Source organism: Megasphaera cerevisiae DSM 20462 (genome assembly GCF_001045675.1).
GTDB lineage: Bacteria > Bacillota > Negativicutes > Veillonellales > Megasphaeraceae > Megasphaera > Megasphaera cerevisiae.
Map to the genome: position 1 here is coordinate 38,926 of NZ_LEKT01000015.1, position 20,707 is coordinate 59,632.

21 protein-coding genes are annotated in these 20,707 nt (G+C 45.9%); 20 read left to right on the plus strand and 1 reads right to left on the minus strand.

The features are described 5' to 3' along the window. The first annotated feature begins 192 nt into the window (after window positions 1–192). The 16 genes from AB840_RS06200 to AB840_RS06275 all read left to right on the plus strand — a co-directional run bounded on the left by AB840_RS06200 (window position 193) and on the right by AB840_RS06275 (window position 12,714). Window positions 193–723 (plus strand): ECF transporter S component, encoded by a 531-nt coding sequence (locus tag AB840_RS06200; protein WP_048513968.1) that lies wholly within the window; start codon window positions 193–195, stop codon window positions 721–723. A 74-nt stretch (window positions 724–797) separates the two neighbouring features. Further along, entirely contained in the window at window positions 798–1,625 is an 828-nt protein-coding gene (locus tag AB840_RS06205) for a pyridoxamine kinase (RefSeq protein WP_048513969.1), read from the plus strand. Window positions 1,626–1,642: 17 nt separating this feature from the next. Further along, window positions 1,643–2,302, plus strand: a complete 660-nt coding sequence (locus tag AB840_RS06210; protein WP_048513970.1) for a TatD family nuclease-associated radical SAM protein — start codon at window positions 1,643–1,645, stop codon at window positions 2,300–2,302. A 104-nt stretch (window positions 2,303–2,406) separates the two neighbouring features. Beyond that, the gene (locus AB840_RS06215; RefSeq protein ID WP_048513971.1) at window positions 2,407–3,630 is read left to right on the plus strand and encodes an aspartate kinase; all 1,224 of its coding nucleotides are present in this window, start codon (window positions 2,407–2,409) and stop codon (window positions 3,628–3,630) included. An 8-nt stretch (window positions 3,631–3,638) separates the two neighbouring features. Then, the gene (locus AB840_RS06220; protein WP_048513972.1) at window positions 3,639–3,938 is read left to right on the plus strand and encodes a hypothetical protein; all 300 of its coding nucleotides are present in this window, start codon (window positions 3,639–3,641) and stop codon (window positions 3,936–3,938) included. A gap of 59 nt (window positions 3,939–3,997) precedes the next feature. After that, window positions 3,998–4,369, plus strand: coding sequence for a holo-ACP synthase (acpS, locus tag AB840_RS06225; protein ID WP_048513973.1), 372 nt, complete (start codon window positions 3,998–4,000; stop codon window positions 4,367–4,369). A 14-nt stretch (window positions 4,370–4,383) separates the two neighbouring features. Continuing rightward, the gene (locus AB840_RS06230; protein WP_048513974.1) at window positions 4,384–6,036 is read left to right on the plus strand and encodes a bifunctional ADP-dependent NAD(P)H-hydrate dehydratase/NAD(P)H-hydrate epimerase; all 1,653 of its coding nucleotides are present in this window, start codon (window positions 4,384–4,386) and stop codon (window positions 6,034–6,036) included. Window positions 6,037–6,038: 2 nt separating this feature from the next. Then, window positions 6,039–6,971 (plus strand): ComEC/Rec2 family competence protein, encoded by a 933-nt coding sequence (locus AB840_RS06235; RefSeq protein ID WP_048513975.1) that lies wholly within the window; start codon window positions 6,039–6,041, stop codon window positions 6,969–6,971. A gap of 1 nt (window position 6,972) precedes the next feature. Then, window positions 6,973–7,188, plus strand: coding sequence for a DUF3006 domain-containing protein (locus AB840_RS06240; protein ID WP_048513976.1), 216 nt, complete (start codon window positions 6,973–6,975; stop codon window positions 7,186–7,188). Window positions 7,189–7,277: 89 nt separating this feature from the next. After that, complete coding sequence (locus AB840_RS06245; protein WP_234984804.1) at window positions 7,278–8,444, plus strand: N-acetylmuramoyl-L-alanine amidase family protein; 1,167 nt, start codon at window positions 7,278–7,280, stop codon at window positions 8,442–8,444. Window positions 8,445–8,736: 292 nt separating this feature from the next. Beyond that, window positions 8,737–9,048 carry a 50S ribosomal protein L21 gene (rplU, locus tag AB840_RS06250; protein ID WP_048513977.1) on the plus strand — a complete coding sequence of 104 codons (312 nt, stop codon included), beginning with the start codon at window positions 8,737–8,739 and terminating at the stop codon, window positions 9,046–9,048. After that, entirely contained in the window at window positions 9,048–9,359 is a 312-nt protein-coding gene (locus tag AB840_RS06255) for a ribosomal-processing cysteine protease Prp (RefSeq protein ID WP_048513978.1), read from the plus strand. The genes rplU and AB840_RS06255 overlap by 1 nt, the downstream gene beginning before the upstream one ends. Window positions 9,360–9,378: 19 nt before the next feature. Then, a complete protein-coding gene (gene rpmA / locus AB840_RS06260; RefSeq protein WP_048513979.1) occupies window positions 9,379–9,669 on the plus strand; it encodes a 50S ribosomal protein L27 in 291 nt (96 codons plus the stop codon). Between the two features lie 97 nt (window positions 9,670–9,766). Beyond that, on the plus strand, window positions 9,767–10,156 hold the full coding sequence (locus AB840_RS06265; protein WP_048513980.1) for a hypothetical protein: 390 nt from the start codon (window positions 9,767–9,769) through the stop codon (window positions 10,154–10,156). 90 nt (window positions 10,157–10,246) lie between these two features. After that, window positions 10,247–11,098, plus strand: coding sequence for a polysaccharide deacetylase family protein (locus tag AB840_RS06270; RefSeq protein ID WP_048513981.1), 852 nt, complete (start codon window positions 10,247–10,249; stop codon window positions 11,096–11,098). A gap of 224 nt (window positions 11,099–11,322) precedes the next feature. Continuing rightward, window positions 11,323–12,714, plus strand: coding sequence for a sodium:solute symporter family protein (locus AB840_RS06275; RefSeq protein WP_048513982.1), 1,392 nt, complete (start codon window positions 11,323–11,325; stop codon window positions 12,712–12,714). A 73-nt stretch (window positions 12,715–12,787) separates the two neighbouring features. On the opposite strand, the gene AB840_RS06280 is transcribed toward AB840_RS06275, so the two are convergent. Next, the gene (locus AB840_RS06280; RefSeq protein WP_048513983.1) at window positions 12,788–14,338 is read right to left on the minus strand and encodes a putative polysaccharide biosynthesis protein; all 1,551 of its coding nucleotides are present in this window, start codon (window positions 14,336–14,338) and stop codon (window positions 12,788–12,790) included. 212 nt (window positions 14,339–14,550) lie between these two features. On the opposite strand from AB840_RS06280, the gene trkA reads away from it, so the two are divergent. Genes trkA through AB840_RS06300 form a run of 4 tightly spaced genes read left to right on the plus strand, consistent with a single transcriptional unit; the run spans window position 14,551 to window position 20,303 of the window. Continuing rightward, complete coding sequence (trkA, locus tag AB840_RS06285; protein ID WP_048513984.1) at window positions 14,551–15,897, plus strand: Trk system potassium transporter TrkA; 1,347 nt, start codon at window positions 14,551–14,553, stop codon at window positions 15,895–15,897. 1 nt (window position 15,898) lies between these two features. After that, the gene (locus tag AB840_RS06290) at window positions 15,899–17,353 is read left to right on the plus strand and encodes a TrkH family potassium uptake protein (RefSeq protein WP_048513985.1); all 1,455 of its coding nucleotides are present in this window, start codon (window positions 15,899–15,901) and stop codon (window positions 17,351–17,353) included. Window positions 17,354–17,368: 15 nt separating this feature from the next. Further along, entirely contained in the window at window positions 17,369–18,820 is a 1,452-nt protein-coding gene (locus tag AB840_RS06295) for a TrkH family potassium uptake protein (protein ID WP_048513986.1), read from the plus strand. Window positions 18,821–18,851: 31 nt separating this feature from the next. After that, on the plus strand, window positions 18,852–20,303 hold the full coding sequence (locus tag AB840_RS06300) for a TrkH family potassium uptake protein (protein ID WP_048513987.1): 1,452 nt from the start codon (window positions 18,852–18,854) through the stop codon (window positions 20,301–20,303). Window positions 20,304–20,707: the final 404 nt, after the last annotated feature.

Consider the following 20,707-nt stretch of genomic DNA (forward strand, 5'->3'; position numbering starts at 1 on the left):
AAACGCAAGAATTTTATGAAATTTACCGGGCTTTTTAAATTTGTAATAATGATATACAGAAAAACATGCATCTGTCCTATTTACTTTATGCATTTATTGTAATAAAATTAAGCACAGATTAATCATGAGCAAGATATACATTGGCCAATGTATCAATGTGAAAAATCATATAGTAAGCAGGGGGGATTTTATATGAATACATGTCGATTAGACGGGCAGCAGCCCGTTTCTGCCAAAGCTATCTGTACGGCCGCGGTTCTTGCGGCTCTTGTTTTTGTTATGACTTTTGTGCCTCGCATACCTATTCCACTGGGCTATGCTCATTTAGGCGATGCTGTTATTTATCTTACGGTTTTATTTGCCGGACGCCGTGAATCGGCGTTGGCTGCTTCTGTCGGCTCGGCGGCAGCAGATTTCATAGGCGGATTTCCGATTTGGATCGTGCCGACACTCATTATTAAATATATAATGGTGGAAATTGTATTTTGGGTCATCCGCCCGGATATACAGCAATGGAAGCTGCTTTCCGGCAGAACCTTTTTAGCCTTTTTTTTATCCTCTCTGTGGATGGTGTGTTCCTATACTGCAGCGGGGGCTGTGTTGTATGGAAGTACCGCCGCAGGTCTGACGATGGTTCCCGGCCTTGTTGGAGAAGGCGGGATCAATATGACAGCAGCTTTTGGTGCAGGAATGCTTCTTAAAGGCTTAAAGTTTAAACGCTGATCCTGTGCAGAACCGGATAGACAACGTGCTTGCATATTTAAGCGCAACAGGCGTCAGGAAAAGGAAGGAATAAAATGAAACATCAGAAAAAAATAGCGCTTATTAACGATATCACAGGCTACGGGCGATGTTCCGCCGCAGTGGAATTGCCGCTTATCTCGGCAATGAAGGTGCAGGCATGTATGCTGCCGACGGCTATTTTATCCGTCCATACAGGCTTTCCGTCCTATTATATTGACGATTATACGGTACGAATGGAACCATATATAGAGAATTGGAAGAAAAATAATTTGGAATTCGACGGAATTAGTACCGGATTTTTGGGCTCAGCAAAACAAATTGATATCGTGTTGAGCTTTATTCATGAATTCAAGAAAAAGCATACGCTGGTTATTATGGATCCTGTCATGGGAGATGATGGTCAGTTGTATCCCTCCTATTCGGAGGAGATGTGCCGTGAAATGTGCCGCCTTTTGACCTGTGCTGACGTTATTACTCCCAATCTGACCGAAGCTTGCCGCCTTTTGGATATACCCTATCGGAGCGATATAATGGCCGCAGATGGAGAACTGCTGCAGATGGCAAGAGCTCTGGCGGGCAAGGGACCGGCAAAAGTTGTACTCACGGGTTTGCATCGCGGCAAGAATATTGGCAATTATATCTATGAGACAGGAACTGCGCCGCAATGGGTGCAAACCCCAAAAATCGGCAGTGACCGAAGTGGAACTGGGGACATATTTGCCGCTATTGTATCGGCTGCGGTAGTTCGGGGAGAAACACTGTATGAGGCTGTCAAAAAGGCCTCGGAATTTATCAGCAAAACCATGGCCTATACGGAGGAATTGGGACTTCCTAAAAACTGCGGACTGGCATTTGAAGAGTTTCTGACTACATTGAAGTAAACGGGGGGATTACATTTATGATTACATATACAGTAGATAAGGGGCAGTACATTACGATGGAAGAAAGTCTGAAACGGCATCCGGAGGGAAAACGGGGCATGTATGTCAATCTGACGAATCGCTGTACCTGTGCCTGTACCTTTTGTCTGCGGAGCCTGAAAAAAATGAATACGGAAATGACGCTCTGGCTGGAAACAGAACCGACCCTAGAGGAGGCTGAAAAAGCTCTTGACGCAGCGCCGTGGGAATATATCAAAGAGGTTATTTTCTGTGGTTTCGGTGAACCGACGATGCGATTAGATGATGTGGTCACTTTACTGCGCTATGTCAAAAAAAATCATCCTGACATAGCAACACGCATCAATACCAACGGCCTGTCCGATCTCAATTACCACCGCGATACGGCCCCGGATTTTGATGGGCATATACTGGATACAGTTTCGATCAGCCTGAATGCTTCCAATAAGGAACGGTATCTCGCACTGACTCGCAGCCAGTTTGGGATACAATCCTATGAAGCCATGCTGGACTTTGCGCAGCAGTGCAAACGATATGTTCCGCAGGTCATTCTTACGGTCGTCGATCATGTGGAAAATCAGGAAGAAATAGATAAATGCCGGGATATTTGTCAGCAACGGGGATTAAACTTGCGTGTCCGGGCATATGAAGGCAACTAATTCCTTTACATTTTTATGAGACCATGATATGATTCATTATATGGCTTCAATATGGAAAGACCATTGGAATACACATTTAGACAATCAAAAGCGAGGGATCCAAGTTGGCATTGATCGTTAAGAAGTTTGGCGGCAGCTCTGTAGCAACGCCAGACAAAATGCGTGCTATTGTACAGCGTGTTTTAAAAGGGAAACAACCGGGGGACAAGGTAGTTGTGGTTGTTTCCGCCATGGGAGATACGACTGACGATTTAGTATCATTGGCAAAGCAAATTACATCCAAAACGTATGGCCGGGAAATGGACATGCTTCTTTCTACAGGCGAACAGGTATCCATAGCTCTTATGGCTATGGCCTTTCAGGAAGCTGGTCAGGCGGCGATATCGTTTACGGGTGCGCAGGCAGGCATCACAACCAGTGATGCGTTTAATAAGGGTCGTATTTTAGAATTACAGCCGGACCGTATTATGAAAGCCCTCGATGATGATAATGTTGTTATCGTTGCCGGCTTCCAAGGAATTACGGGCAGAGGCGATATTACTACGCTGGGCCGGGGCGGCTCTGATACGACGGCAGTTGCGATTGCCGGGGCAATTCAGGCTGATGTCTGTGAAATCTATACAGATGTCGACGGCGTTTACACTTCGGATCCTCGTGTTGTTCCGAATGCACAGAAAATGAAGGAAATCACATACGGTGAAATGTTGGAGATGGCAAAGCTCGGAGCCGGTGTTATGCAGCCCCGCGCGGTAGAAATGGGCAGCCGTTTCAATGTTCCCATTCATGTTCGTTCCACATTCTCTGAGGCAGAAGGCACAGTGATACAGGAGGTTTGTTCTATGAAAATCAAACAGTATTTGATTCGCGGCGTAGCACAGGATAAAAATGTAGCAAAAATTACCGTATTGGGTATTCCGAATAAGCCGGGATATGCATATAAAGTCTTTTCCGAATTAGCGAAAAAACACGTGGATGTGGATATGATTGTACAAAGCGTGCGTATTGCCAAAGAAGGGGTAACGGATATTACCTTTACCATCGACCGGGCAGAATTGCCGGCGGCACGGGAAGTACTGGAGCATATCCGTACGGAAATGCCTGTTGAAGATATTTTAGTCGATGATACGATGGCTAAGGTATCCATTGTCGGTGCCGGTATGGCCGGTCATCCGGGAATTGCTGCAGGTATGTTTGGCGTTTTGGGAGATAACGGCATTAATATTGAAATTATCTCTACGTCTGAAATCAGCATTACCTGCCTTATTGGCGAAGAAAATGTTGACGTGGCCGTTAAGGCGATTCATGCTCATTTCTTTGACGAACATTGAGGTGAATCATGTTTGTATTGGATAGCTTTGTAGAAGAAATGTTGCAGCCGGAAGTACCAAAAACACTTCTGATTAATCGAATGCTCAATGGATTAGGTGCGGAAAAGCCGCCGCAGTTTAAAATCCCGGCGCCGAAATACACCTTTGAATCCAATCTGCATGGTGTAATATATGATTATCAGAAAAAAGAAGTACTGCTCTCCTATAAAGTAGCACCTGCCATGTACCCTGATATGATACTATCCTTCGTGACATTTCGTGTTGTGCTGGAAGGGCTGGCTGTCTGTATCCGAATGCAGAAATGGTAATAAAATGATGCCGCAGTTCCGAAGAGGGATTGCGGCATTTTTTTTTGGAGGTATGGGCTATGCGCTGTGGTATTGATATTGTTCAAATCAGCAGAATAGAAGATATGTCTATGAATCATGAAAAATCATTATCCCGCTTTTTTACGGAACGGGAAATTATGTATTGCCGTCAGCGTGTGCGCGGACAATACGCATCGTTAGCTGGTATATTTGCGGCTAAAGAGGCTTTTTTTAAAGCATTGGGAACAGGATTTCGAAAAGGAAAGTGGACTGAGGTGGAAATAGACCATACAGATATGGGGGCACCTTTTTTTGTTTTTTACGGTTATTATAATCAGACTGCAATGGCCTTGTCCGGCTATATGCCGGCCCTGTCGATCAGTCATGACGGAGACTATGCGGTAGCGCAGGTAGTTTGGGAAATCTCATAACAAGGAGAATTGTGATGCAGAAGCTAAATACAGCCACTCAGATGCGGCAAATGGATCATGCTGCGATGTACGGAGAATATGCCGTTGCGCCGGCCATACTGATGGAAAATGCCGGTCATGCCGTAGCGGAACGAGCGGAAAAATATATAGGAGGCTGGTTGGGTAAGGATGTTATTATTTTTTGCGGTAAGGGCAATAATGGTGGAGACGGTTTTGTGATTGCCCGCCATATACAGGCAGCTGGTGCGCGAGTTTATGTGTACGTATTGGGATGTTTTCAGGATTACAGTAGCGAATCGCGGCAGCATTTGGAAACCCTTTTCAAATTAGAAGACAGAGAAACTTGTATTATAGTCCGCTGTGGCGATGAAAATATAGATTGGCAACTGCTGAAACACCGGCTGCAGGACAGTCAAATCGTGATTGATGCCATGCTGGGAACCGGGTTTCACGGTAACCTTCGCGAACCGATATCCTCAGTGACCGCCGTTATAAATGAGGCTGCGGCCGCTAGTGACCTTACTGTCATTGCCGTCGATATTCCTACGGGCGTAGATTCTGATACGGGGGCGGTCAGCGGCAGTCAGGAGGAAGAAAACGGCCCGGTTTTCGCAGATATGACCATTACGTTCGGAGCCCTGAAGCGCGGGCTGGTTTTTTATCCCGGCAGGCTCTGTGCAGGTCATGTAGAACTTGATCTGATCGGAATGCCTGCACCGCTGTTGAAAAAATCAGAAGATGATCCGGCTTATTGGCTCCAAGAATCGGATATTTCAGAGATTCTGGTACCGCGCAGCCCGGACAGCCACAAGGGAAGTCACGGTACGATAGGTATTGTGACAGGCTGCAGCGATATGGCCGGAGCGGCCTTGATGGCGGCGCACGGCGCAGTGCGCTGCGGTGCCGGCAAGGTCTTTCTTCGGGTACCGTCCCAAACGGCACCGTATTGCATTGGCAGGCAGCCGGAAATCATGGTTCGCGGCATAGGGAACGGCTCGTTTTTTATAGAAAAGGATGCGGAATATATCGTATCGGAATGTCGCAGCTGGTCAGTTCTTGCGATGGGACCTGGCATGGGAAAAAATAGAGAGACGAAGAAATTTATCCAGTACCTGATTTCTCATACGGAATGCCCTGTTGTGCTGGATGCCGATGCTTTAAATCTACTGACTGGCGAACAAAACTTTATCCGTTCCTTCGGGAATCGTATTATCATGACACCTCACTTAGCTGAATTCAGCCGTCTTAGCGGGTACTCTCTGGGAGAAATCAGGAAGGATATCATTTATGCTGCCAAACGGTTCGCCGCAGCATGGCATGTCAATCTTGTCCTTAAAGGGGCCCCGACGGTTATTGTTTCAGCTAAAACGGGAAATGCCTATGTTAATCCGACCGGTAATTCCGGCATGGCCTGCGGTGGCATGGGTGATATACTGACCGGTATGATTGCGGCTATGACGGCACATGAAACGATGCCGGATATCTGCACTGCTGCCAGCGTCGGCGTGTATTTGCATGGAGCGGCCGGTGATTACTGCCGTAATCATGTGGGGCAATACGGCTTTACACCGATGGAACTGGCAGATGCCATTCCCAAAGTGATTTCTCAGCTCGGCGAAGCAATGGCTGTACCACGTCTTCAGCATCCCATGATAGGCGGCCGCTGAAGATGGGAGGCAATGTAAAAAAAATGCGGGTTCCGGCATATATGCTGGCAGGTATTCTCTGGCTGCTTTTGCTTGTATCCGGCTGCGGCAATCTGCCTTTTTCTTCTGACCATGCGACCGCACCTGTTGATGATTCAGACAGCGCTTTGCGCATATCTGTTTTGAATGTAGGACAGGCCGATGCGTCTCTTATCCAATATAAGGGAAAAAATATGCTGATTGATACAGGCGATGTGGACAGTCGGGAAGGTCTGGTCAGTCAATTAAAGAAAAAAAATATTAAAACACTGGACATCATTATAATTACGCATCCTCATGGGGATCACATGGGGGGTATGGCGGCATTATTCAAAAATTTTACGATCAGACAGATTTACGATAATGGTCAGGCTGCTAATACAGCGATGTATAGAAATTATCTGAAAAATATCAAAAGTAAAAACATTCCTTACAAAGCTTTGAAAAAGGGAGATGCGATTACTTTTGCCGGGGATATTCATTTTAATATATTATCGCCGGGCGTCCCCTTTACCAAAGAAAATACCAGTGGTGTATCTGAAAGCGGTCTGACAAATAATAATTCAATCGTATGCAGAATGACATATCAAAAAATTTCCGTTATGTTTACCGGAGATGCTCAAAAAGAAGCGGAACAGCAAGTACTGAGGGACTATCAGGGAACGGCACTGCAGTCAGATATTCTGAAGGTGGGTCATCATGGCAGCAAGACATCGTCATCGCCGGCCTTTATCAAGGCGGTTAAGCCGAGGGCGGCAGTTATTTCCTGCGGCGCCAATAATCAATACAAATTTCCACATAAGCCCACTCTCGACACTTTGAAAAAAAATCATGCTGAAGTCTATCGTACTGATCAGGATGGAATGATTTTGATTGTCAGTGATGGTACCCATTACAGCATTGCAAAGGAGCACTGAAATGAAAACGCTAATCGGAAGTGTAGATCGTATTACGGAAAATACGGCCTATATTATTTTGAATGACGATGAACATGAGCTCCAATTTTCCCTGGACCTGCTGCCGGAGGGGGTTGATGAGGGAATGGCGCTTACTATTACAATCCAACGAAATAAAGAAGAAGAGATACGATTGGCCCGGGAAATTGAAGAACTGAGAAAGGGCTTGGATTTGTGAGGGCGACAGTCGGAATTGGCACGTATTTCATATATTTCTGACATGTGGTATAATGTACAAGTTAAAACTTATAAAAGGAGAAGATCTACGTGTTGAGAAAATATTTCATACTTCCGTTGCTGATGCTGATCTGCATGGTCCCGTTTATTTCCGCCCAGGCAGCCAGCAGCACGGAAATCACAAGTGTTCGTACGGCAACGCGAAATGATGCAAATACGCCGTTTGTCCGCACTGTACTGGATATCAGCGGTAAGGTCAATCCAAGGCTGTTTATTGACAAAACCGGACGGTATGTAACGGTGACGTTGCCGAACACAAAAATTGCAAAAGGTGTGGATACGGAATGCAGCAGCAATCGTAATGTTGTCTCGGATATTACACTGACACAGCGGTCATCCGGCACGGATATTAATTTTAAAGTTCCCCATGCCGTGACGAAGGATGATTTGAAGGTGTTCACGCTGCCGGGAACAGATAATGCCAAATCAGCAAGTCGTGTTGTCATTGATATCAATGACAAGTCCGGTAAAATAAAGCAATGGCGTCACTGGGACGATGATAAAATTGGTATTGCCAGCACAACCAAGGACAAAAATAATCAGCTAAAGCAATCTGCCGTATCGAATGCTGCAACTATACCGTCCTATGCGGGCAGTCAATCCTACAATCTGACCAAGGGCTTGAAGGGCAAGGTCATCTGCGTCGATCCGGGACACGGTGGTACGGATTCCGGAGCTATCGGCGCTAAGTCACAGGAAAAGAACATTACGCTGGCAATTTCGAAACGGGTGGCATCGCTTCTTACGAATGCTGGTGCGACAGTTGTTATGACACGGACTACAGATGTTGATGTCTATGCGCCGAATGATGGAGCGGTCGAAGAACTGCAGGCGCGCTGCAATATTGCCAACGCAGCAAAAGCAGATGTATTTGTCTGCATTCATATTGACTCGTTTTCGACAGCCGATGCGGGCGGCGTGACCGCATACTATAACAGCAAGACGCCTTATGATTATGGCTTGGCGAAGTATATTCATGATCAGAATATGCAGGCCACATCCTTCCCTGACAGGGGCGTGCAGACAGCCAACTTTTACGTCCTGCTCCATACAAACATGCCGGCAACGCTTTTGGAATTGGGATTTATCTCCAATCCGGCTGAAGAAGATGCTCTGAATACAGAGGCACAGCAGCAGAATTTTGCAGAAAGCATTGTAAAAGGCTTGGCAGATTATTTTGATCATAACGGTAATTAAGTCAAGTTGATAAATTTACCCTTGCAGTATAAACAGCAACGAAGTCTGGTGGGAATACGATGGCTTCATTGCTGTTTTTTATACCTGCTTATGCGCCCGGAAATGGCATTAAAGCGTATGTATTTCTACCGAAATATGTATCTTGCCGCTACTGTCTATTGACAATGAAGGCGGAATAGTTTACACTTATAAGGTCGTAGCATAAGTGGCTAGGCAGATAAGCCGCATGAAGAGGCTCATAAGTCCATAGGGCGCCGTATTCAGCGAGTATATAAATGAGGAGGTGTCACTCGTGTACGCAATTATTAAAACAGGTGGAAAACAGTATCGTGTCCAGGAAGGCGACAACATTTTTGTTGAAAAAGTCACTGGCGATGTTGATTCCGAAGTAGTATTTGATCAGGTATTGGCAGTTGTTAATGACGGAGATGTAAAAGTCGGTTCTCCCGTGGTTGAAGGTGCTAAGGTTACTGCTAAGGTTTTGAAACAGGGTAAAGAAAAGAAAATTCTTGTTTTTAAATACAAGGCTAAGTCTAACTATCGCCGCCGTCAGGGGCATCGTCAGCCTTTTACCAAGGTTGTCATTGAAAAGATTGAAGGCTAATGATTATCATAATGCTGCAGCATGACAAACATCATATACTAAACGGGTTTGAAATATCTGGCCATTCCGGATATGATGAAGCGGGCAGTGATATTGTATGTGCTGCTGTATCTGCATTGGCACAGACAGCCCTTTTGGGGCTCATGAAATATGTGCCGGATGCGGTGAAATATGATATGCAGGATGGTTTTTTATCAGTCCATGTTGATCCATGCAGCGATGCGTCGCCGCAGATCATATTGGAAACCATGAAATTGGGATTAGAACAAATAGCACGGCAGTATGAAAGCTATGTCGTGTTCGATTCATAGACGTCAGGAGGTGGACGGAATGTTTAATTTTAATTTGCAATTGTTTGCCCATAAAAAAGGGACAGGCAGCACGCGTAACGGCCGTGATAGTGAATCCAAACGTCTGGGCGTTAAATGTCATGACGGTGTCGTTGTAAAAGCCGGCAACATCATCGTTCGCCAGCGCGGCACACATTTCCATCCGGGCACAAACGTAGGCATCGGCAAAGATGATACGTTATTTGCTACGGTTGCTGGAAAAGTTGCTTTTGAACGTGCTGGTAGATTCAACCGCAAAGTCAGTGTATATCCGGTTGAAGCGGAAGCTTAATTAGTCCATGCAGAATCCTGCAGAGCAATCTGCAGGATTTTTTTGTATACGCGTGGGCATCAGGCAGTCATTACGTATAAATATCAGGGGGTACGATATGCGCGTTTATGTAAATGATGAAGAACGGCAGATCCATGTATACGATCGCGAAACGGGGCAGGATTATGCCAAGAGCGTACTGTGTTCTCAGGATCGGATGAGCACGGATGAATATGGTGAATTTTGTCTTAGTGAAGAAGAATATACCGGCTGGGTGAAATTATTGGAAAAATTGCAGGAATCAGAAGATATCCGTTTTTCCTTGAAAGAAAAAGTGGATGCAGAAGAATTAAAAAATTACCTGTATGAAGAAACGAAATATGTTACGCATACGAAAGAAACGATTGATATGGAAAATATCTGCCTTAAAGAAGTACAAGAGGCACTGGCTGCTCATAATAATGCCTGGCTCGCTGAAAATGGCTTTACCAAAACGATACAGGAGTAGTTATAATATGGCATTGTACCTGACTTTTAAATGTGGTATTCTTATTAAAAACCTGTGTTGTCTTGGAGCACACATTAAGGGAGTCTTACGGTGAAAAAGGTATTATCTTGGCTTGTAGGCATTATTTTTACGATTGTCGTTTTAGTAGCGGGTATTTTTTCGTATTGGTATTTTGGATCGACCAATTATATGCTTACTGGCGTTCCGGTCCTGAATTATCATCAGGTTAATAATAAGTTTCAAACATGCCTGGCTATGAAGCCGAAAAATTTTGAAGAGCAAATGAAATATCTTCACGATAATGATTATCATGTTATTACGCAGCAACAATTTGATGAATATATGAGTGGTGACGGAACATTACCGGACCGGCCTGTCTTGATTACCTTTGATGACGGATATGCTGATAACTATCAATATGCTTATCCCATTATGAAAAAATATGGTATGAGGGGCACTATTTTCCTGATTACAGGTCTGGTGGATAAGCCTGGATATTTGACATGGGAGCAAATTAAAAAAATGAGTGCTGATGGTATGGAATTCGGGTCACATACAGTCAGCCATAAACCCCTTACCAGCTTTGACAGAGAAGGGGCGCGCCGTGAATTGACGGAATCCAAGGCTGTGATTGAACAACATCTGGGAAAGCCATGTACTTTTTTTGCATTTCCGGAAGGAAAGTTTGATGATATGGTAATGGAAGAAACCAAGGCTGCCGGGTATAAATATGGTTTTACGGTAGAAACGGGACGAGATTTTCCTTGGGATGATCATTATGATTTGGATCGAGTTCCTTTTTTTGAGGGACCAATCAGTTTTAAGCATTTTCGCTTCCGACTTACCTTCAGTGCCTTTAGTGCGATTCTTTGGGATACACATCGGTATTTTGAACATATTGAACTGACAAAGCCTTTGGCGGAACATATTCCGCAGCCGTAAATTGGCGCGCTTCGAGAGGGATGGACGCTGCAGTGGGAATACATACATTCTTGATGCAGCGTTTTTTATTGGAAGTATGTCTGCAGCCGGTATATTTCAGTATTTCCGTCGAAAAGTAATAAATGCAAATATAATTTTTTTGTTTTATACAGACGCAATCAATGGTATAATTTATATCGATACGTAATAATATAATAAAAGTTAATAAGAAAGCAGGCTAAGGCATGAGTATTCAATTAGGTATTGTCATTTTATATGTGTGTATTCTTGTGGGAATCAGTATGTATGTCCGAAAACGCACGCTGAATAGCGTGGGCTTTTTATTTGCCGGGCGGGGGCTGACGACTCCTATGGTAGCTGCGAATATCACTGCGACAGCGGTTGGCGCGGCATCGACGATAGGTGTGGCGGAAAATGCATTTACCCACGGAATTTCCGCCGGCTTATACAATGTAGCATGGGCAGCTGGCACTATTGTTATGGCTTTTTTGGCAGCGGGGAAATATCGTAAGATGGAGTGTACGACGATTCCTGAATTTTTTGAACGATTTTATGATAAAAAAGGACGCATTATTGCTGTTTTAGGCATGATTACCGTGCAACTTGTCATTACGTCACTGCAATATATTGCGGGAGGCGCGATCCTTTCCAGCTTATTGCCGCAATTTTTTACTTTTGAGCAGGGAATGATTGTCAGTGCTATTGTATTTATAGGTACGACCCTGATCGGTGGGTTATGGTTTTCGGGAATTTCCAATATCTTAAGCGTAACATTGATTTATATCGGTGTCTGCATCAGTACCTTCACCATTATTCAAAAGCAGGGAGGTTGGGATCAATTGGTACTATCTCTGCCGGCTGGAGTAGCTTGGTTTGATCCGATTGCCCCGTTGGGATTAGCTACCGTAATTGGATGGTTTGTCGTCATGATTACGCAGACTTTGACAGCACAGGGACCGGTACAAATTGCCTGTGCTGCAGCTGACGAAAAAACGGCCAAAAGAGGTTTCTTATGGGGAGCTGTTATGATGTTTCCCATCGGATTTTTGTGTGCGATTATGGGGATGGCTGCACGTGTGGCCCATCCAGCGTTAAATGCAACGCTGGCGCTGCCTAATATGATTATGGGCCTGGAACCCATCGTTGCCGGAGTTACTCTGGCCGCGCTGTGGGCGGCTGATATCGGTACCTGCAGCCACATTCTGCTGGCAGCAGGTACGCTGTTCAGTCAGGATATATATAAGCGATTTATTAATCCCCGTATTACAGATCATCAATATACGATTATCAATCGCTGGGCAGTCCTGCTGCTCGGATTGGGAACATTATGGATGGCATTTAATGCCAGCGGCATTGTGAAAACGATGCTCATTGGCTTGTCTCTGACAACGGCCTTCACGATCGTGTTTCTGGGAACTATCTTTTTACCAGGGCTCTGCCGGAAAAACACGGCTTTTTATACGACTGCAGCAGGGATTATTACACTTATTTGCTGGCAGTTTATTCCGGCGACACATGTTGTGGCGCATCCCATTTATTTAGAGTGGATTGTCTGCAGCATTACGTTCGTACTGGTGGCACTTATTGATTCACAACGTATTAAGCATGCATCATAACAAGCGGTGAAGCATGTGCAAAAAAGAGCCGGGGAAAAATTTTCCCCGGCTCTTTTTTGTACATTGGAGTATATCAGAAAAAACGTCCAAAGAAGGGCATTTTCTGGGCATCTTCTGCAGTAACTCCGCCGTTAAGGATCATAAGACCAATATAAATCACTGAGCCGATTATACAGGTCAGAAGCAAACTCAGGAACAGGCCAATATGAAGCTGCAGAAGAGCATACGCATAATACATGGCAATGCCCATGACAATGGCAGAAAAAACATTTTTCAGTATGATTTTGATGTCGATAATATATCCTGTGCTGCGATAAATAAAAAACAAATTAAGACCTGCCGCAACGCCTATATCCGCAACTGTTGCATAGGAGGCACCGGTAATGCCGAACGCCGGAATAGCGACGAGAAACCAGTTGCAGAGTACTTTTGCACTGCAGGCGATGACCATATTGATGACTGGAATTTTAGGCTTTTTCAGACCTTGCAGAATTGCTGTCGTGACCTGATGGAGCCCGAGAAAGCAAATTGCGATTGCGACTGCTCGTGTAGCATCTGCGGCGGCAGGCGCGTTATAAATAAAGGTAACGACAGGCTCCGCCATGACATACAGCATAACGCTGAATGGAATGGTAACCATGAGCGCGATGCGTATAGCTCCGGCTGTACGGTTGTAAATATCCTTGGTTTCATGAAGGGTAAAGCTGTGGCTGATTGCCGGCACAAGGCTCATGGCCATAGCTGCTGTCAAAATAGTGGCTAAATTGATAAGCGGGACGGACATACCCGTGAGATAACCAAATAACTCAGTGGCTTGTGCTGTGGAATATCCGGCCGCTTCGAGACGGCGCGGCACGATGAGCAGATCCAGATTGGAAACGACTGGCAGCATGATACTGGCCAGCGAAATAGGAACAGCCAAAATGACGAGCCTTTTTAAAATCTGCATGCCTTTTTCCTGAGGAAAGATGGGCCCGTCCGTAGGAAGAGTGCGCTTGAGCTTATAATAATAATACAAAAGCACGAGAAGAGCGGCGACACCGCCAGCGCCAGCACCCAAGCTGGCGCCGCCTGCCGCATAATCCAGACCGTAAGGCAGGAGAAGAGCGGCAAAGCCAAGCATAACGACGACCCGGACAAGCTGTTCTACAATTTGGGATAGTGCCGTTGGTGTCATTTGCTGCCAGCCTTGCAAATATCCCCGGTAGCCGGCAATGATCGTTGTAAAAAAAATGGCCGGAGCCAAGGCAATGAGAGAGTAATAAGCACGGCTTTCACGGATAATTTGGTGATCAATGAGAAAACGGGAACCAAAGAAAACAATAATGCTGAGAAAAAGTGCTGTTGCGCAAAGCAAAGTTAAAGAGATGCGGAAAATTCGTTGTGCCCCGCCATAATCTTGTTTCGCCGCTTTTTCAGCGGTAACAATAGAAATCGCAATGGGAATACCGGCACTGGAAACTTGAAGCGCCAGCAGATAAATTGGAAAAGCCATCTGATAAATGCCGATGCCTTCGCCCCCGAGAATTCGAGATAAAATAATCCAATTGACGCTGCCGATTACCTTGACAACAAATCCGGATAACGTCAGGATCAAGGTACCGGATACAAATTTATTTGCCATAGAAACCCCTTATTTTCTGATAAATTTATAATTACAAACAATTTATTTTATCATATTTGACGCATAGTGACTAGGAAAAGTTATGGACAAAACGGTGTAAAATTTGTATACCGCCAGTATCTGTACTAGCCACTGGTGCTGCCTTGTGGTATATTACATAAATAAGTATATCTTAATATAAACTTTATATATCTTTAAGGGAGGTGGCTTTTTTGCGTATAGTAATTGTAGGAGCCGGTAAATTAGGATATAGTATTGCAGAGCTATTGTCCAATGAGCAGTATGATGTCGTCGTGGTTGACAACGACGAAGATCATTTGGAGGCGGTGAAAAATACGCTGGACGTACTTACTATTGCGGCTAATGGTGCCAGCCCCGTTACTATGAATGATCCCGATATTCGCGCTGCCGATATTCTCGTTGCTGTCACTGCCATTGATGAAATTAATATAGTAGCGTGTATTCTGGCAAAAAAATATGGCATTAAATATACAGCCGCCCGTATTCGGGATATGCAATTTTTGTCAGGAGCCGGCGACTATTTGAAACAGAATTTTGATATCGATCTGGCGCTCAATCCGGAATTTATTACGGCAAGTGAAATCAACCGGATTCTGATGACTCCGGCTGCACTGAACGTAGAAGATTTTGCCAACGGTAAGGTTCGTCTGTTTGAAACCAAAGTGCGCCGTAAATCACCGTTTATCAATATTCCCTTTAAAAATATGAATATTCCGCCATCTGTGCTGGTAGGCATGATTTTTCGGGACCACCGCATGATTATCCCCCATGGTGATGATCGGCTTCTGCCGCATGATAACGCGTATTTTATTGGTGACGCCGATGCGGTCAAGGCGTTCAGCAAAAGTTTTGTGCAAAGTGATATGCTGAAGGTTGAACGAGCCATTATCATTGGTGCCGGCCGGGCCGGACGTTTTCTTGCCCCGATGCTGGATCAGCAGGATGTCAAGGTGAAAATTTTTGATAAAAATAAAGAACGGTGTCTGCAAGTGGCAGAAAAACTGATTAATGGCATGGCCATCTGCGGAGACGGTACAGATATTGATCTGCTGGAGCAAGAAGGTATTGCCGATGCCGATGCGGTCATTTGTTTGACGGAGGACGATCGGTTAAATCTTATGCTGGCGCTTATTGCCAAGCATTTGGGGGCAAAGAAGACCGTTGTCCGCATATCGCGCAACGAGTACGGCTCACTGATGGAGAAGGTCGGCGTCGATATTGTGTTATCGACGAGACTGTTGTCTGCCAGTGAAGTATTGGCTTTTGCTCGCCGCGGCGGCGTCGTATCTGTATCTCTTCTCGAAGGAGCCAAAGCGGAAGCCGTCGAAGTTATTGTGCAGGAAGGAGCGCTTGTAGCCGGTCGCCGCCTGATGGAGATAGGTCTTCCGCGGGAATGTCTGGTCTGCGCGTATGTTCGGGATGGGGAAGCCTATATTCCCAATGGACAATCTGTTCTTCAGGCCGGTGACCGGATTATTCTATTTGTGCAGAAGGCACATTCTAAAAGCGTTATGAAATATTTTAAAGGCAGGGACTAGCATGAACCGAAATCTGGTGTTTTTCCTTTTGGGGCGCGTGGCGTTGCTGAATGGCCTGATGCTGGTCATACCGCTGATCTGCGCGTATATCTGGCAGGAGGCAGGCGGGCTGCTGTACTTTGGCCCCGCTATTGCGGCGACGGTTGGGATAGGTGCGGTACTGTCATGGCTGGGAAGAAATCACAAACGGCAGCTGGGGGTGGCCGAGGGAGCATGGTACATGGCATGTATATGGCTGCTGCTGGGAGGAATTGGCATGATTCCGTATATCCTTTCCGGAACGCTGGGCGGTCTGGATGCTTTTTTTGAAAGCATTGCGGCCTGGACTACGACGGGCATATCTTGCTTTGCTGCTGATCACTCTACTGTGCCGCAGTCTCTTCTTCTTTGGCACAGTATGATGGAATGGCTGGGTGGTCTGACCTTTATTGTACTGCTTATTGCCGTTATTCCCCAGGTTAACGGACGATTTGGCCTAACCCTGACGGTACGGCGGAATGTCAGCTTTAGTCCTCTGGTAAGCCGTATGGAGCAAACTGCCCGCCGGATCGGCATAATATATACAGGGATTACATTCTTTTCTGCCGCATTATATTGGCTGGCCGGTCTTTCTCTGCCGCAGGCACTGATCCAGGCCCTGCGGACCGTGTCTACCAGCGGCGGAAATTCCTTCTTCTCCTTTATGGCATATAACAATCCAGCGCTGGAATTGGCAGGAGCTGTTACCATGTTGCTGGCCAGCGGCAACTTCCTGCTGTATTGGAAAGGTGTAACCTACCAGTCTATTCGAAATCTATTTCAGGATCAGGAGATGCGTGCCTTTTTAGCTCTTACAGGAGCAGCCGGGCTGATTGTGTCTGTCCATCTTTGGTATCAGGGACTATACAGTCTGGCAGACAGTCTGCGCTTCGGATTTTTTCAGGTCATTTCCTTTATCAGTACGAGCGGTTTGGTCTCGGCGGCTTTTCCGCTGTGGCCTGAATTTGATCAGTTTATCCTCTTTATTTTGGCATTTGTCGGAGGATGTATCGGTTCATTGACCGGTGGTATCCGGATTATGCGCCTTATTATTTTACTGAAAATGGCCGTTCACGAAATGCGGCGTATTTTGCATCCGCATATGGTTGTCAGTCTGAAATTAAATGGAATTCCGGTGGAAATGAAAGTTATCAGCCAGGTTCTAAGCTATTTTTTCTTATTTATGATGGTGTTTTTTATATCTATGATTATTCTTTCGTTAGCCGGTATTACGCCGCTTCAATCCATGGGGCTGGCCATTGGCTGCCTGTCCAGCGTGGGAGCTACGGCTTCACTGTTTGGCGTTACAGATTTTTTATCCCTGCCAGCCTGGATGAAAGTCTATTGCAGCTTTTTGATGATTTTGGGACGCCTGGAAATATTTTCGTTCCTTATTGTGGTGCAGATGGGACTGCAGTCTTTGCACCGCCAGTGGTAGGGGGCGGGGGAAAATATGGATTTTAAAGTTGTGCTGTTTGTGCTGGGAAAACTGGCACTCGCCTGTGGGCTGGGGCTTATTGCACCAGTGCTGACGGCATTATATTATAGTGAAAGCAGTATCCCGGCTTTTTTGACAGCGATTGCCGTCTGCTTTATCTGGGGACAGCTGCTTATCCGTCGCGGGCATCGTCCTGTCGATACCTTGTCCGTCCGTGAAGGAATAGCCATAACCAGTCTGGGGTGGATCATGGTGACCTTTTTAGGCATGATTCCCTATGCTGCGGGCGGGTATCTGACCGTTTTAGATGGTATTTTTGAGTGTATTTCCGGGCTATCAGGGACGGGCGCTACTGTGATCCGTGATTTAGAAATACTGCCGCAGAGCATCTTGCTGTGGCGTTCCCTTACGCATTGGTTCGGCGGTCTGGGCATTGTCGTTATTTTCATTGCCCTATTTCCGCAATTTGGCCGCGGCATCGTTCATATGTTTAATGCCGAAAGCACAGGACCGACCGCGGAGCGTTCGCTGCCACGCATCAAAGAAATGGCCAGAGCTTTATTTACGGTCTATACCGTTTTTACCGCGGTAGCAGCAATTGTATATATGGCTTGCGGCATGCCCTTTCTTGTAGCGTTAGAGCATTCCTTTTCTACCATCGCTACCGGTGGCTTTTCTTCATATAATAACAGCGTGGCGCATTTTGATAGTCCTCGTATCGAAGGCTGGATTACCTTTTTCATGATCATTTCCAGCGCTAATTTCGGCATGTATGTGGCAGCATGGAAGCGAGGTTTTTCTATTATTTTACAGGATACGGAATTTCGAGCCTATGTAGGAATTGTAGGTGCTTCGACGCTCTTGATGACCTTGAATCTGATCCTGCAAAGCGGTTGGGATGGAGAGGCAGCGCTGCGTGCCGCAGTATTTCAAGCCGCATCTATTTCCTCCTCTACAGGGTTTGTATCCAGTGATTTTGAACAATGGCCTTCTTTTTCAAAGCTAATCCTATTGCTGCTTATGTTTATAGGCGGCTGTGCCGGTTCGACAGCGGGAGGGCTGAAGGTTACCCGGGTTATTTTGCTTTGTAAGACTGTCCGGGCGATCATACGAAGGAAAATCCACCCGCAGATGATGATTCACGTGCGATCCAACGGTGATGAGTTTTCTGAAGATATATTATATGGTGTGGGGCGATTCTTTTTTGTATACGTTATGTTGAACGTGTTATGGACAACTATCCTGATTCTGGACGGTATTCCTGTTTTTGATGCGGTCGGACTCAGTATTTCTACTATGGGCAGCTGCGGCCCTGGGTTTGGACTTTTTGGCGCTACATCTACTTGCGCGGATCTTCCTTCGTTCAGTAAGGGTGCTATTTGTTTCTCTATGCTCATGGGACGGCTCGAATCGTTTACGGTCCTGGCTCTTCTGATGCCGTCGTTTTGGCGCAAAAATACATGGTAATATAATAGACTTCCTGCAAGAGGTGGCATAGATGGATCTACATGTTGTAAGCCGGTTTCTTGGGCGCATTGCGCTGGCACAGTCCGGCGTGATGGCTTTTCCTCTGGGAATGGCCCTTTGGTACGGAGAAAACAGTATATATTCATTGCTGCTGACACTGCTGCTGTGTGCGGCCTTGGGCAGTATCTTTCTGCGGTATGGCTATGCACGGACGCATAACCTGACGATGCGTGAAGGCATTGCCATTACCGGCTTGGGCTGGCTTTTGGCAACGCTATTGGGCATGCTTCCGTACGCTTTGGGAGGATATCTTGGGGTATTGGACGGCACCTTTGAAAGCATTTCCGGGTTTACTGGTACCGGCGCTACGGTCATTGAGGATATAGAAACACTGCCGCACAGCATTCTATTTTGGCGCAGCATGACGCACTGGCTTGGCGGATTGGGAATCATCGTTATTTTTATTGCCCTCCTGCCGGAAGCCGGACAATCCTCCGTATATATGTATAATGCCGAATCTACAGGTCCGACACGGGAACGGATTATGCCGCGGCTCCATGATATGACCAATGTGCTGTTCCGCATGTATATGGTATTTACCGCTGTTGCCTTTATTGTTTTTCTATTGTGCGGTATGGATGGGATGAGTGCGCTGAATCATGCGCTGTCGACTATTTCAGCCGGTGGGTTTTCGACCTTCAATAACAGTGCGGCTCATTTTGAAAGTCCGGCAGTAGAAGGCTGGATGACATTTTTTATGGTGTTGACCGGCGGCAACTTTGGACTATATTATCGAGTATATCAGAAAGGGCTTGCCGTGTTGAAGCAGGATACGGAATTCAAAGCCTATTTGCTGATTTTGGGCGGAGCGACCATGATGACAGGACTGAATTTGCTGTACGCCTTTGATGTTACATGGAGTACGGCGCTGCGGTATGCGTCCTTTCAGGTAGCTTCCATTGCGACTACGGGATTTGTGTCGGCAGATTATGACATCTGGCCGGCTTTTTCTAAAAATATTCTGCTGCTGCTGATGATCAGCGGCGGCTGCGCAGGTTCTACGGCGGCTGGTATCAAAATATCCCGTGTCGTCATTCTGGTCAAGGCACTGCGGCTTATGGTATATCAGAAGCTGCATCCCCAGATGGCAGTGCGGCTGCAGATGAACGGCCGTACGATCAGCGCGGATACGATCCATTTAGTAGGTCGTTTCTTCTTCGTCTATATGTTATTTATTGTGTGGTGGGCTTTGCTGCTTACGCTGGACGGCATCAACGTATTTGATGCTATCGGTATCAGTGTGACTACGATGGGCTGTATTGGCCCGGCTTTTGGGATTACGGGCGCGACATCTACCTATGCCGGACTATCTGTTTTTTCCAAGACAATTCTTTGCATGTCCATGCTGTTAGGACGGCTGGAAATATTTACTGTTCTAGTGATGCTGCAACGCAGTTTTTGGAAATCCAAAGGGTTGTGGTAGTTTTTCTGAGAATACCTGTAAGAAAAAATGTATGGAATCATCTGGCAGGTGCAGCATATACGATAATGCAAGACTCATATTTCACCAAAAAAAGGCAGAAAAGGCCTGCCAATAAAAAAATTTCAGCATATCAAAATACAGTGGAGATGGCGCATATAGTATATATGTACCATCTCTTTTTTGATAACGATGTCGGAATGGATCATTTGGCGTCCGAATGGAGTAGAAGGAATCATTTTTATTTGCTATAATGGCAGGCATAAAATGATTTTTAATATCAAAATAGATAGAAAACAGAAATGAGGGAATGCTATGGAATACAAAATAGGGAAGAAACAGCGGCGGGTATGGTACGCCGGTCTGTCCTGGGCGGTCCTGCTGTGGATGACGGCTCCCGTCATGGC

Bases quoted from the DNA above. Each gene is read 5' to 3' on its own strand.
- AB840_RS06200 (WP_048513968.1), top strand. From the start codon at position 193: ATGAATACATGTCGATTAGACGGGCAGCAGCCCGTTTCTGCCAAAGCT.
- AB840_RS06205 (WP_048513969.1), top strand. From the start codon at position 798: ATGAAACATCAGAAAAAAATAGCGCTTATTAACGATATCACAGGCTAC.
- AB840_RS06210 (WP_048513970.1), top strand. From the start codon at position 1,643: ATGATTACATATACAGTAGATAAGGGGCAGTACATTACGATGGAAGAA.
- AB840_RS06220 (WP_048513972.1), top strand. From the start codon at position 3,639: ATGTTTGTATTGGATAGCTTTGTAGAAGAAATGTTGCAGCCGGAAGTA.
- acpS (WP_048513973.1), top strand. From the start codon at position 3,998: ATGCGCTGTGGTATTGATATTGTTCAAATCAGCAGAATAGAAGATATG.
- AB840_RS06230 (WP_048513974.1), top strand. From the start codon at position 4,384: ATGCAGAAGCTAAATACAGCCACTCAGATGCGGCAAATGGATCATGCT.
- AB840_RS06235 (WP_048513975.1), top strand. From the start codon at position 6,039: ATGGGAGGCAATGTAAAAAAAATGCGGGTTCCGGCATATATGCTGGCA.
- AB840_RS06240 (WP_048513976.1), top strand. From the start codon at position 6,973: ATGAAAACGCTAATCGGAAGTGTAGATCGTATTACGGAAAATACGGCC.
- AB840_RS06255 (WP_048513978.1), top strand. From the start codon at position 9,048: ATGATTATCATAATGCTGCAGCATGACAAACATCATATACTAAACGGG.
- rpmA (WP_048513979.1), top strand. From the start codon at position 9,379: ATGTTTAATTTTAATTTGCAATTGTTTGCCCATAAAAAAGGGACAGGC.
- AB840_RS06265 (WP_048513980.1), top strand. From the start codon at position 9,767: ATGCGCGTTTATGTAAATGATGAAGAACGGCAGATCCATGTATACGAT.
- AB840_RS06275 (WP_048513982.1), top strand. From the start codon at position 11,323: ATGAGTATTCAATTAGGTATTGTCATTTTATATGTGTGTATTCTTGTG.
- AB840_RS06280 (WP_048513983.1), bottom strand. From the start codon at position 14,338: ATGGCAAATAAATTTGTATCCGGTACCTTGATCCTGACGTTATCCGGA.
- AB840_RS06290 (WP_048513985.1), top strand. From the start codon at position 15,899: ATGAACCGAAATCTGGTGTTTTTCCTTTTGGGGCGCGTGGCGTTGCTG.
- AB840_RS06295 (WP_048513986.1), top strand. From the start codon at position 17,369: ATGGATTTTAAAGTTGTGCTGTTTGTGCTGGGAAAACTGGCACTCGCC.
- AB840_RS06300 (WP_048513987.1), top strand. From the start codon at position 18,852: ATGGATCTACATGTTGTAAGCCGGTTTCTTGGGCGCATTGCGCTGGCA.